Source organism: Chryseobacterium oleae (assembly GCF_900115055.1).
In the GTDB taxonomy this organism is placed as follows: domain Bacteria; phylum Bacteroidota; class Bacteroidia; order Flavobacteriales; family Weeksellaceae; genus Chryseobacterium; species Chryseobacterium oleae.
The window spans coordinates 577,131-590,644 of record NZ_FOVD01000002.1; the positions used below are offsets into that span (position 1 = coordinate 577,131).

At 38.8% G+C, this 13,514-nt stretch carries 7 protein-coding genes; 5 read left to right on the forward strand and 2 right to left on the reverse strand.

Going from position 1 to position 13,514, the window contains the following annotated elements; genetic code table 11:
- Positions 1-894 (forward strand): SMP-30/gluconolactonase/LRE family protein, encoded by an 894-nt coding sequence (locus BM143_RS09670; RefSeq protein ID WP_090024285.1) that lies wholly within the window; start codon positions 1-3, stop codon positions 892-894.
- 422 nt (positions 895-1,316) lie between these two features.
- The gene (locus tag BM143_RS09675; RefSeq protein WP_090024286.1) at positions 1,317-3,983 is read left to right on the forward strand and encodes a zinc-dependent metalloprotease; all 2,667 of its coding nucleotides are present in this window, start codon (positions 1,317-1,319) and stop codon (positions 3,981-3,983) included.
- Between the two features lie 80 nt (positions 3,984-4,063).
- Here BM143_RS09675 and BM143_RS09680 read toward each other — a convergent pair whose 3' ends face one another.
- Together BM143_RS09680 and BM143_RS09685 are read right to left on the reverse strand one after the other, a co-directional pair.
- Positions 4,064-5,371: a DEAD/DEAH box helicase gene (locus BM143_RS09680; RefSeq protein ID WP_047448529.1), complete on the reverse strand. Its 1,308-nt coding sequence runs from the start codon at positions 5,369-5,371 to the stop codon at positions 4,064-4,066.
- A 299-nt stretch (positions 5,372-5,670) separates the two neighbouring features.
- Positions 5,671-6,945, reverse strand: a complete 1,275-nt coding sequence (locus tag BM143_RS09685; RefSeq protein WP_139222015.1) for a C45 family peptidase — start codon at positions 6,943-6,945, stop codon at positions 5,671-5,673.
- A 278-nt stretch (positions 6,946-7,223) separates the two neighbouring features.
- Here BM143_RS09685 and rpsA point away from each other — a divergent pair, with 278 nt between their 5' ends.
- The 3 genes from rpsA (at position 7,224) to BM143_RS09700 (ending at position 13,465) form a co-directional block, all read left to right on the forward strand.
- Positions 7,224-9,014, forward strand: coding sequence for a 30S ribosomal protein S1 (gene rpsA / locus BM143_RS09690; RefSeq protein WP_034726429.1), 1,791 nt, complete (start codon positions 7,224-7,226; stop codon positions 9,012-9,014).
- A gap of 245 nt (positions 9,015-9,259) precedes the next feature.
- Positions 9,260-10,684: a T9SS type A sorting domain-containing protein gene (locus BM143_RS09695; RefSeq protein WP_090024288.1), complete on the forward strand. Its 1,425-nt coding sequence runs from the start codon at positions 9,260-9,262 to the stop codon at positions 10,682-10,684.
- 183 nt (positions 10,685-10,867) lie between these two features.
- Complete coding sequence (locus tag BM143_RS09700; protein WP_090024289.1) at positions 10,868-13,465, forward strand: T9SS-dependent M36 family metallopeptidase; 2,598 nt, start codon at positions 10,868-10,870, stop codon at positions 13,463-13,465.
- Positions 13,466-13,514: the final 49 nt, after the last annotated feature.

Sequence of the window (13,514 nt, forward strand, 5' to 3'; positions counted from 1 at the left end):
ATGAAAAATATATGCAGAATAAGTGTGATTGGTTTGGTTTTCGCATTGGTAAGCTGTCAATCAGTAAATTATAACAAAATGTTTTATGAAGATGTACAACCGGAGAAAGTGTCGGATCAATTCACTTTTACAGAAGGACCGTCTTCGGATCAACATGGAAATGTTTATTTCACTGACCAGCCTAATGACAAAATCTATTACTGGGACTGGAAAACCAATAAGGTCATAGAGTTTTTGGGAAAGACAGGCAGAGCCAACGGAACTCACTTCGATAAAGACGGAAACCTCATCACCTGCTCTGACGATCAAGGGGAGATCTGGAAAATTTCGAAAGATAAAAAAGTAGAAGTCATCCTGAAAGGTTTTGAAGGAAAAAGACTCAACGGCCCCAATGATGTGTGGAATGATGCATCCGGGGGAATGTATTTTACAGATCCTTTGTACCAAAGGGATTACTGGATAAATTTCAAACAAGAAATTGCACATAAAAGCCTTTATTACAGAACAAAGGATGGAAAAACCATTAAGATGGAAACCTTTGTGCAGCCCAACGGAATTGTGGGAAGCGAGATCTTTAAAAAACTTTATATTTCAGATATCGATGCCGGAAAAACCTATGTTTATGACATTCTTGGAGATGGAAAGTTATCAGAAAGAAGACTGTTCTGCGAGATGGGTTCAGACGGAATGACGCTTGATAAGCACGGAAATCTCTATTTGACAGGAAAAGGAGTGCATATTTTTAACCGTCACGGAAAGAAACTGTACCATATTCCCATTGAAGAGGAATGGACTTCCAATGTGACGTTCGGAGGTGAAAACAATGATGTTTTATTCATCACCGCTTCAAAATCTGTATACACTTTGCCCACCAGAGTAAGGGGAACCAGATAAAAACCTTTTATCATTTAAAGGATCCTTAAATTACAGGATTGTACAATATAACTTAAGAAGACTGTCAGTGATGGTCTTTTTTTGTTTGTCACTTTATGAAAATGAACAAACTGAAAATAGATTCAAGAGGGCGTTGATTTTTAGTAATTTAGAATGGTTTGGAATTTTATTCTTATTTATAATTGAATTGATTAAAAATAATAAGTCTAATTGTGTTTTACTAAGTATTATTTCTGTTAATTATGAAAAATGTTAAAAAATGACATTTTATATTGTTGATTGTGTGTGTTTTGTATTGAATTTTTCGCTTTTTTTGTAAAACGCTTAAAAGATTTTTTAAAATACAGATCAATCGTGGATTTATATCCTCGAAAATGATATGTGTATTTAAATTTTAACATAACACATTCAAAACTATAGATATGAAATTTTACTTATTCATTGCATTGTCACTGGTCCCGTTTTTAGGATCATCACAATGGACAAAAACAGAACTGCGATCGCAGAAAGTCAAGAAATCACAGGAAAAACTGGAATTTTCAGCATTGTATTCTTTAAATACAGATCAACTGAAACAAGCTTTGCAAAAGGCTCCTGCACGTTTTGCCAATGACAAGGGAGTGATAGTTTCACTTCCGGCGGCTAATGGAAAACTGGAAAAATTCCAGGTTTGGGAATTTTCAAATATGGCTCCCGAGCTTCAGGCTAAATATCCGGATATCAAATCTTATGTAGGAACAGGTGTGGAAGATCCGTCTGTCGTTTTAAGGTTCAGCCTTTCTCCGGTAGGGTTTTCATCTATGATTATCCGTTCCGGTATCTCTGAATTCATAGAACCTTTTACCGAAGACAGAACTGTATATGCGGTTTTCGACTCAAAAGCAAGAAGAGGTCACGATAAAGAACCTTTTGAATGCTCAGCAGCTGAAATGGTAGAAAAAAATGCAGGATACAACAATGGTGCAGTCAATAAGAAAGCGGCCGGATTTAATGTCTTCAGAATGGCATTGTCCTGTACCGGAGAATATGCACAGTATCATCTGACAACTGCGGGTACTCCTGCCACAGCTACGGACGCACAGAAAAAGGCGGTCATTCTATCGGCTATGAATGCGTCTTTAACCAGAATGAATGGTGTTTTTGAAAAAGATTTATCCATCCATTTTAATTTGATAGCCAATAATGATGCGGTGATATTTCTGGATTCAGCAACCGATCCATATTCAGTGGGGGCGGGTCCTGATGAAGCCAATGCCGGAATCATAACCGTATTAAGTGCTTCTGATTTTGACATGGGGCATTTATTAGATAAAAAAGATGCCAATGGAGCCGCTTACGGAGATGCTCTTTGCGGTGCTCAGCCGGGAAGAGGGTGGACAGCCTGTAATTTTCCGGAAGGAGATACGTATGATATCGATTATGTTGCTCATGAAATGGGGCACCAGATGGGAGCGGGACATACTTACACTTCCCACACAGGTCAGGCCAACCAGAGGGTAGAGCCGGCCAGTGGAAGTACCATTATGGCATACACAGGAATTATAGGAGGAAACTTAGATGTTCAGTTTAATTCCAATGATTATTACCATATCAATAGTATCAATCAGGTAAAGGCCAGAGTAGCCAATATTTCGTGCGGTATAAATACGCCATTTACCAATCCTGCACCTTCGGTTACCCTGGGAGGAAACTACACGATTCCAAAATCCACTCCGTTTGTATTGAAAGGAACGACTACAGATGCAGGCAGTGCTTCCTATACATATACCATAGAACAGACAGATCAGGCTGCTACGGCGCAGATGGGGGCCAATTCATTTGCCTATGCAGCGAAACCTTCGGGGCCTACTTTCAGATCAAAGACCCCTACCACTTCTCCGGTAAGATATTTCCCTGACTTTAACACTGTTTTGTCAGGAGTACTTACGACGCGTTGGGAATCGGTTTCCGATGTAGGAAGACCGCTTAGCTTTAATATGTCTGTCAGAAACAACAATCCTGTACAACCACAGGTAGGACAGGCAACATCCGTTGTAACTGTAAATGCAGCTGCAGGGCCTTTTAAAGTAACTGCTCCTGCTTTCGGACAGTCATTGGCTTCGGGAACATCATTTAATGTAACCTGGGATGTGGCGGCTACCAACGCAGCACCTATCAATACAGCCAATGTTAATATTAAATTATCTACAGACGGTGGTCTGACTTTTACCACTATCGCAGCCAATACAGCTAATGACGGAAGTGAGCAGGTGACGGTTCCTGCGGGTTCTTCTTCAGCCAATGCTTTTGTTTTAATAGAAGCTGTAGGGAATGTTTATTACGCCGTAAGCCCAAGTTTTGTTATTGATTATTCAGTGACCGATGAGGCTTGTACAACCTATACTTACAATGGAAGTCCTGTAGCTATTACGGACGGCCCGGGCGGAGGAAATATTTCTTCACCGATAGTTACGGTTCCTTTAATGGTAAACAATACGGGAACTATTACCAGAATTAAAGTGACTCCTGCTGTTACTCATCCCAACGTAAGACATCTGTCTATAGGAATTGAAAGTCCTGTAGGATCTTCCGCACTGATTTGGAACCGAAGCTGTAATGCAAACTCAGGAATTACCGCGTCATTCAGTGATGCCGGAAATGCAGTGGTGTGTGCTTCACCGGTTCAGGGTGAGACGAAATCTTATGAAACTTTAGCTATTTTTAAAGGACATAAAGCTCAGGGACAATGGAAACTCTTTGCTTCAGATAATAATCCTGGAAGTGCAGGATCTATTACAGGATGGTCTCTTGAGGTATGTACGCAGCAGACAAAAACTCTGGGTACCAAGGAAACTTCTTCTCCACTGGCAGATGACATCAGAATTTATCCTAATCCAAGTGACGGGAAGTTCTTCATTAAATCCAGAAATATAAAAGGAGAAATGAAAGTGACTGTATTCGATTCTTCAGGCAGACTGATCTCTTCCGATGCTTACCAAAGTAATGGAGATTTCACCAAAGAATTCAACTTGAATGTTTCTAAAGGAGTGTATATGATCAACATCAATTCACCAAAAGGAGCATACAACCAAAAGCTTATCATTAAATAAATTTTTTTAGTAGTAGTATAAAACGAATAGAGGCCAGTACAATACTGACCTCTATTTTTATTTTTGATAGGTGAATTCGCTTAATAGGCAACCTCCATTTTTACTTTCTTGCCTTTCAGTTTTTCAGCACTTAATTTCTTTAAAACAAAGCTTACCTTATTTCTGGAAACAGCAACATAAGAAGTCGTATCCTTCACTTCAATGATGCCAATATCTTCTTTCTGCAGTTCTCCTTTCTTGATGAGATAGCCTACAATATCCACTTTATTCACCTTATCTTTTTTTCCGGCACTGATGTAAATCGTCTGGAAAGGTGTTTTCTCAGGAACCTTATTGAAATCTTTTACACTTTCTTCGGGGGTATTGCTTTTAATGAACGGGAAGTTTTCATCTTCAGTCATGATCAGGTACGCGAAGCCTTTTGCATTCATTCTGGCAGTACGTCCGTTTCTGTGGATGAAAGCATCTTCTTTCGGAGGAAGCTGATAATGAACAATAGATTCCACTTCAGGAACATCCAGTCCGCGGGATGCAAGATCCGTGGTAATTAAGATCCTTGCAGAATCATTTCTGAATTTCAGAAGAGCACGTTCTCTCTCGTCCTGTTCCATACCGCCATGGAAAGTTTCCCTGTCGATTCCTTTTTCAGCCAGCAGATCAGAAATACGGTCTACAGCCTCACGGTGATTACAGAAAATCAGCGTTCTTTTATTTCCGATTTTACAGATTAAATTAAATAACGTATCCAGTTTCTCTTCAGAAATAGTCATTACTTTTCTCAGCTGAATATCCGGTTTTACTTCGCTTAATTTTAGAAAATCAATGATCTTTTCATTTTTTAAACCTGTAAACTGTGGAATTTCATCCATTGCTGTTGCTGAGGTTAAAATTCTTTGGGAAAGCCCTCTCAGCGAACCTGAAATATATTCCATATCCTCATGAAAGCCCAGCTCCAGCGCTTTATCGAACTCATCCAAAACCAAAGTTTTAATCGTTTTAGGATCAAAATTGTTATTTCTTAAATGGTAAGTCACTCTTCCTGGTGTTCCGATTAAAACGGCAGGCGCTTCAATTAAATTATTGACCTCAATTTTTTTATCATGACCACCATAACACACCGACACTTTAAAATCTGTTCCCATCGATTTGAAAACCTGCTCAATCTGCAATGCCAGTTCTCTTGCCGGAACCAGGATCAAAGCCTGAATTCCCTGAACATCTTTTTTAAGGTTACGAAGAACCGGAAATAAAAATGCCAGCGTTTTCCCTGAACCTGTAGGAGAGAGCAAAACAACATCCGTATTGTTTTCAGTAGTCTTATATGTAGATTTCTGCATCTGATTCATGTCCTGAATCTGCAGTTTTTGATAAATTGATTCTAATTCCATTTTGCAAAGGTAGTAAATTTAGAGGGCAAGTTTGGAATGGGGGAGTTTGAGGGTTTGAGAGAGTTATGAATTATGAGTTTTAGGGTGAGTTTGGTTTCGGGGTGCGAGTTTCGAGTATGAGGGTTATGAGTTTGAGGGTTTCAGTTGCTAGTTTATAGATATATCATGTTTTGCATCTGTTTGTCTGAAATCTGATGTCTGACCTGTAATATCTGATGTTTGGCACGTGGAATCTTGTTGCTTAGCTCTTGACTAAATCAAAGGACAATCCTTTCAACCTTCGGCACAGTCCCTAATCCCTAATCCCTGATATTCAACCTACTCAGCATCTCTTTCCCCCTCAATAAAGTAACAGGATAAGCTTCAGTAGTATTGGCAATAGCTTTTTCGTAAAAATCTTTAGCAGCAACTTTGTTTCCCTGGGTGAAATTGATGAAACCTGACATTTCGTACATGAAATTGCGGAGCTTGAGATCCTTCTCTTCTTTGGTGGAGAGGTATTGCAGAAGTTTTTCGGCAGAGGTCAGACGGGCGTCTTTGTAGGGTTTGATGTCATAACCGTTAGGTTTGCTGAACCAGTAATCCCACATGGCGCCGCTATTGTGTTCGTTCCAAGAATATTTAATCAGCTGTAAAGCTACTTCAAGCAGGGCTGGGTCAAGATTTTTATTTTTCGGATCCTGTTTTTCGCTTTCTGCAATATAGCGGTCGATGGTGATGTTTGCGCCTTTATCCTGTATTTCCTGGAAAATAGATTCTTTAAGATACAGAGAATGATTTTTGGAGAAGTTTTCATAAGCAAATGATGAAGGAAAATGATCTGCCAGGTTTTCTATGCGGTAGCCTTTTTTGAGTTCAGATTTTAAATCAATCTTATAAACGGTATTGTAATCGTGAAAAAGATACACGTAGATGATTCCTTTTTTAAGATCGCAGATGGTAGAGTATAGAGTGTTCAGTTCGCCTTCCTGATGGGTTTTGTCTAAAATGCTTTTCAGAAACCCGATATTGTTTTCCTTGGAAGCGGCAAGCATTTCATTGGCGATGTCCGGTCTCCTGCAAGACAGTTTTCCATTAATCATATTGCAGTTGGAATTCACCTGAAAGTCACCGGTCTTTTCTATGATTTTTCCGGGAGTGATTACGATGGAGTTTCCTTCTTTATCCGCCAGTAGAACTTTAGCAGAGATGGCGTAGTCATATTTTTTTAAATACACCATGGCTTCTTTTACGGTTTTACATTTTCCTAAAATTTCCCACATCAGGTCTCCCTGGTAAGGATTTTTCAGATTCAGCTTACTCAGGTCGTAATTGGCTGCTGCAAAATCATAGAACAAACCGTATTCGTTCATGGCAGCGGCGGTCTGCATATCCGGAGCTCCGAAGCTGACGGATCCATAGCGGTCTTTCGTAGCAGGATTATACCAGATTCTTGTAAAAGGAGTCATGTCATCTTCATTGGCAGCGACGAATGTCTCTCCACCTCTTGAACATGAAAATATAGTACAGGCTTTTACCGTATTCATACCGGATGAAAGTATGCTGATGACGAACAGGAGAAATATTTTTTGCATGGGTTGTTTATTTGTTAATGGTTTTGAAGGATATGTGTATTTCTATTAAAACATTTCAGAAAATGAATGTATTACATTGAAATTAAGTTTCTCCTTGATTTCTAATAAGAAAGAGCGCGAGATCCATTGTTAATATAAAATAAAATTCATATCTTTGCACCCACTTTTGTGTGAAAGGTTTGAAAAGGTAAAATATTAAAAATTAATTACTTCCGTATTTTTTAGATCCACATTTATTCAGACCATTAAAAAAGAAGGAATACAAATTTTATTAGAAAATGTCAAAAGAGACAAATTCAGCAGAGGTTTTATTAAACCAAAACGTAGCACCAGAACAATTTGATTGGGATTCATTCGAATCAGGTCTTGATGCAGATGCGAGAAAAGAAAAAAGCGATTTAGAAGAAATCTATAACGGATCTCTTAGCAGCTTGAACGATAACGACGTTATCACTGGTAAAGTTGTAAGATTAACGGATAAAGAAGCTATCGTTGATATCGATTTCAAATCTGAAGGTGTTATTTCTCTTAACGAATTCCGTTACAACCCAGGCCTGAAAGTAGGTGATGATGTTGAAGTAATGGTAGACAGAAGAGAAGACAAAACTGGACAATTACAGTTATCTCACAGAAAAGCTAGAACGCTTAAAGCTTGGGATAGAGTAAACGAACTTCACGAAACTGGAGAAATCGTTAACGGTTTTGTTAAGTCTAGAACTAAAGGAGGTATGATCGTTGACGTACACGGAATCGAAGCATTCTTACCAGGTTCTCAGATTGATGTTAAGCCAATCAAAGATTACGATCAGTTCGTAGGTAAAACTATGGAGTTCAAAGTTGTGAAAATCAACCCTGAGTTCAAAAACGTAGTAGTATCTCACAAAGCATTGATCGAAGCAGATATCGAAGGTCAGAAAAAAGAAATCATCGCTCAGCTTGAAAAAGGTCAGGTTCTTGAAGGTACTGTTAAGAATATTACTTCTTACGGTGTATTCATTGACTTAGGAGGTGTAGATGGATTGATCCACATTACAGACCTTTCTTGGTCTAGAGTGAACCACCCATCTGAAATCCTTGAGGACGGACAGACTGTGAAAGTGGTTATCCTTGATTTCGATGATGAGAAAACAAGAATCCAGTTAGGTATGAAGCAATTAGAGGCTCATCCTTGGGATGCTCTTTCTGCTGACATGAAAGTTGGAGACAAAGTAAAAGGAAAAGTAGTAGTTCTTGCTGACTATGGTGCATTCGTAGAAATCGCTCCAGGTGTAGAAGGATTAATCCACGTTTCTGAAATGTCTTGGTCTACTCATTTAAGATCTGCAGGAGACTTCGTGAAGGTAGGTGATGAAGTAGAAGCTGAAGTATTAACACTAGACAGAGAAGAAAGAAAAATTTCTCTTGGTATCAAGCAGTTATCTAAAGATCCATGGGAAAATATCGAAGCTAAGTATCCGGTAGGATCTCAGCATGTAGGAACTGTAAGAAACTTCACTAACTTCGGTGTATTCGTAGAGTTAGAAGAAGGTATCGACGGATTAATCTACATCTCTGATCTTTCTTGGACTAAGAAAATCAAGCACCCATCTGAGTTCTGTGCAGTAGGTGATAAATTAAACGTTATCGTTCTTGAATTAGACATCCAGGCTAGAAGACTATCTCTAGGTCACAAGCAGTTAACTGAAAACCCTTGGGATAAATTCGAAACGAAATATGCTGAAGGTACTATCCACGCTGGTAAAGCTGTAGAAGTTCACGATAAAGGAGCTTCTGTACAGTTCGAAGACGTAGAAGTTGAAGCTTTCTGCCCATCAAGATTATTAGAGAAAGAAGATGGATCTAAAATCAAGAAAGGTGAAGATGCTCAGTTCAAAGTAATCGAATTCAACAAAGAGTTCAAAAGAGTAGTAGTTTCTCATACTGGAATCTTCAGAGACGAAGAGAAGAAAAATATGAAAGACTCTTCTTCTAGAAACGTATCTTCTTCTTCAAACAACGAAGAAAGATCAACTCTTGGAGATATCGATGCATTAGCAGAATTGAAAAGAAAAATGGAAGAAGGTAAATAATCCTTAATCTATTTGAATATATGAAGCCGCTCGTAAGAGCGGCTTTTTTTGTTTCTATGAGGAATCAGTATTTACGACGTAAGGTCTTGATTTTATGATGGTTGAACTTTATTTATTTGTTGATATTTTTACTTTTTTGGTGTAATTTGATTATAAATTATTTTAATTTACTTGATTATTATTAAAATATTTCATCAAATAGGGAAAAAATATTATTTTTAGCCAACTAAATTTAAATAATAACCATGAAAAAAACATTCTTATTTTTATTCATGACATTCATGATGTCATGGAGTGGACTTAAAGCACAAGGTCTTGATTACATTATCATGCTGGATAACGGAAGCTCCATCACCGCTGATGAATACGCTAATATGAGGCGGGGTGCCATTAAGCTGATGGAAGAGCTTTTGGCTTGTAATAACAAAAGCAGAGTAGCTGTTGTACAGTATGGAACAGGAAAGTATGGGGATACCAGTGGGACTTATAAGCCCATGATTTATATCGAATCCGATTTTACCAGCGATCAGTTTGTCGCCCAGAATTTTGAAAGACGTCTGGATTTTGGAGATCTTTTTAATGAATCCTTAGGAATGATTGGTGATGCACTTGACGGAAATCCCAATGCTAATATTGTAAGTCCTCAGACAACCTTAGGCCTGGTGAGTGATCTTAGAGTAGTTGTATTTACTGATGCAATGAGAAATCTGGGCAATGCACTTACAGGCACTTATCTTGTGAATTCTGGCAGTCCGGGCTATGGTACTACTGCAGCATTTTTGAATGAACTGAAGTTCAAATACAACAGGGGTGCAAGGTTTACAATGATTCACACCAGTCCAGTGATGTCAGCAATCAGGGCTGGTGCAGCTATTGCCTCATATGGTGCGGGATCATATTCCGGACCGGTAGAACCTGTTCAGGGAGATCCTAATATTAACGTAACTCCAAGATTATATTTTAACAGGCCTAATGGATTTCAAGTTTTCCCTGGTGAAATGGAATACTGGAGAGATCTGGCACAAAATATATGCGAGACAAATGGTATGGGAACTGTAGATTTCAGATACGAGCCGGGAGAATGTATAGGATATACACAAGGTGTTGGCGGATATCATCATCTTCCGGCCGGGGCTACCTTATTAAATCTCAAGCTAGAACTGGTAGGCTTACAGTCGGGAACGGTTTTTCCTGTGCCGTATAATCCTTCATTCGGGCCTGGCAACTATTTTGTCTATTATCCACTACCTTCAGACTTTGATGCTGCTGTAAATGGTGGAGCAACTGGAATTCAGAAATTCAAATTAACAATGGAATACTCTTATAACGGTCAGACTGAAGTAGCCTATGCATGGAACAATTATCCGTTTTTTGATTATGACATTAACATGGATTGCCCGGTATTAAAGACAGCAAAACCATCAGAAGAAAAGATGTTCAAGCTTACTCCTAACCCTACTGATGGATTATTCAAAGTAATTCTGAATAAAGAAGTTAAGTCAGGAAAGCTTGAGATCAGAGACTTGACGGGAAATGCAGTGTACAATAAAATACTGCGTAATGAAAAAGAAATAGACATCGACATCAGTTCCCGAAAAGAAGGTGTATATATTGTTAATGCTATCAATGATAAGAACGAAATATATTCAGAAAAAATAATCAAAAAATAAAAAAATTAAGTTGTCTTTCGAGGCAACTTTTTTTTGTATGGCCTATTGTTATTTAATTGTAGAATTGATAAAAATCCCTGTGATGAGAGTCTTTTTCGTAAAGTATTTTATTTTTTGAAATAATTTACTAAAAAATGATGTTAATTGTGAATTATTTGTAAATTAGCGCCTTTATTAGTAAAAATGAAAAAGATAACTCTACCTCTTTTATTTGCTGCATTCGCAGTATTTCCTTCTACTTTATTTTCACAAGATAACGAGAAGCTAGTTAAAGATTATATTTCTCAAAACAAGATCAGAGAATATAAAAAGAACGATCTTACCAACTTCGTCATTGACAATATTGATGTGTCAAAATCAATGAACGGAAATGTTGTAAAATTCCAGCAAACCTACAACGGGATACCGGTTTATGGCTCTGCAGGAACGGTGTTAGTTAAAGATAATAAAGTTGTTTATTATTCAGATAACTTTTTGAAAGATTATAAAGTATCTACTTCTGCTGCTGCAGCGATTACAAAAGAAGCAGCATTACAGAGAATAGCTGATGATTTAGGGACTGAGAATGTTTCGGAGCTGCCGATCATGGCATTCTTCGAAAAAGGAGCTAATAAGCATACTTCAGCGAAGCAGAGACTGGTATATACTACAGATGATAGCCAGAATCTTAGACTTGCGTATGAATACATCTTACATGAGCCAAAAACAACCAATCACTGGAATATTCTTGTTGATGCCAATACAGGTAAAATTCTAAACAAACTGAATTTAAACCTTTCATGTAATTTCCATGATGGAGCCTACGCCCATGACGAGAATACAATGGCATCATTGCCACAGGTTGAAAGTGCCTACCGTTTCAATACAAATAACCTCGTTACTTTGGCACCGGATAATGCCTCTTATAACATTTTCCCTTTACCGGTAGAAGCACCGACATTCGGATCGAGAGCTATAGTGAACAATCCATGGATTCTTGCTTCCTCACCGGAAGGATGGCATTCCAACGTAACGACTCATTACACCACTACAAGAGGGAATAACGTGTATGCTTACGATGATAAAGATGCCAATGAGCAGACTTTCGGGGTATCTCCGGATGGAGGGGCAACAAGGAATTTCAATTTTGCATACGATGCGAATGCTCTGACCTATCTTAATCTATCAGCAGCAACGACCAACTTGTTCTATATCAGTAATATGATGCACGATGTTTTCTACAAATTCGGATTTACTGAATCTGCAAGAAACTTCCAGAGCAATAATTTTGGGAACGGAGGTCTGGATGATGATGAGGTTTTTGCACAGTCACAAGACGGAGGAGGCTTTAATAATGCCAATTTCGCTTCTTATATGGATAATTACAACCCGGTAATGCAGATGTATCTTTGGTTGGGTTCAAACCGTAAATTATTCTACAAAGCACCATCTGATGCAGTGGGCCGTATTGTGAATGCAGGAGTTGCTCAGTTCGGACCTGCTTTAAATGATATAGGAATAACCGGAGATGTTAAATTGGCCAGTGTTATTGATGGCTGTACAGCATTAACTGCCGGAGAATTGGCAGGGAAAATTGGTCTTGTTGAGAGAGGTGGAACGTGCGGTTTTACGGTAAAAGTAAAAAATGCGCAAAATGCTGGTGCTATTGGTGCCATTATTTATAACAATGCTACCAATGGGGCTACGTTAGGAAATATGGGAGGTGCCGATCCTACTGTTACCATACCTTCCATATTAATTACGAATGCTGAAGGTGAATATATCAAAGGAAAATTAGCTACACCTACCACTGTAAATGTTGATTTAAGAGCAGATACAAAATATGACGGTAGCTTTGATAACGGTATCGTTGCTCATGAATACGGTCACGGAATCTCCAACAGAATGACAGGAACAGGATATAACTGTTTAAATTCAAATGCCGATAAAGAGCAGATGGGTGAAGGATGGTCAGATTTCTTTGCATTGATGCTGACCAACAGACCGGGAGATAACGCTACAGTAGCCAGAGCAATCGGAACATACGCCAGCGGACAGACTACTGCGGGTTCAGGGATCAGACCGGCTAAATATTCACCGAGTTTCGCGGTGAATGATTATACGTATGGCAGAACAAACGGAATGGAATACAACAACGGATCAGCTATTGTTCCGGATGTTCACTCTATCGGATTTGTCTGGGCAACCATGCTTTGGGACCTTAACTGGAAATACGTTGAGAAATACGGATATGCATCTGATGTAACGGCTAATGCTACCAGCGGAAGCGCCAGAGTACTTCAGTTGGTGACAGACGCATTGAAACTTCAGGCATGTAATCCAACGTTTATCGACGGAAGAAATGCAATCCTTCAGGCTGAATTGGCAACAACAGGAGGCGTGGACAAATGTATGATCTGGAGAGTTTTTGCTAAAAGAGGTTTAGGATCACTGGCTACAGCCGGATCTTCAACCAATATTAATGACCAGACAGAAAGCTTTGCCCTTCCGGAAGGATGTTCTGCATTGTCAACAGAAGAGGTAAAAGCAGCTAAAAATACCATTTCTATCTACCCGAATCCTGCTAAAGACGAATTCTATATCAACTTCCCAAGCAGTACCATAGGAAAAGTAAGCCTTGAGATCTATGATATGTCTGGAAAACTGGTTTCTTCAGAAGATAAGATTTCACCGGTTGCCAGAAAGGCGGTTTCTACTAATGGCCTGATCAACGGAACCTATATGGTGAAGGTACAAGGTCTTGGTTTTGAGGCTACATCTAAAGTAATCGTTAAGAAATAATTACTCCATAAATCAATTTTTTGAGAATCGCCGCAAGCTTGCTTGCGGC

Coding starts and splice junctions, on each gene's coding strand:
- BM143_RS09670 (WP_090024285.1), top strand. CDS start 1: ATGAAAAATATATGCAGAATAAGTGTGATTGGTTTGGTTTTCGCATTG.
- BM143_RS09675 (WP_090024286.1), top strand. CDS start 1,317: ATGAAATTTTACTTATTCATTGCATTGTCACTGGTCCCGTTTTTAGGA.
- BM143_RS09680 (WP_047448529.1), bottom strand. CDS start 5,371: ATGGAATTAGAATCAATTTATCAAAAACTGCAGATTCAGGACATGAAT.
- BM143_RS09685 (WP_139222015.1), bottom strand. CDS start 6,945: ATGCAAAAAATATTTCTCCTGTTCGTCATCAGCATACTTTCATCCGGT.
- rpsA (WP_034726429.1), top strand. CDS start 7,224: ATGTCAAAAGAGACAAATTCAGCAGAGGTTTTATTAAACCAAAACGTA.
- BM143_RS09695 (WP_090024288.1), top strand. CDS start 9,260: ATGAAAAAAACATTCTTATTTTTATTCATGACATTCATGATGTCATGG.
- BM143_RS09700 (WP_090024289.1), top strand. CDS start 10,868: ATGAAAAAGATAACTCTACCTCTTTTATTTGCTGCATTCGCAGTATTT.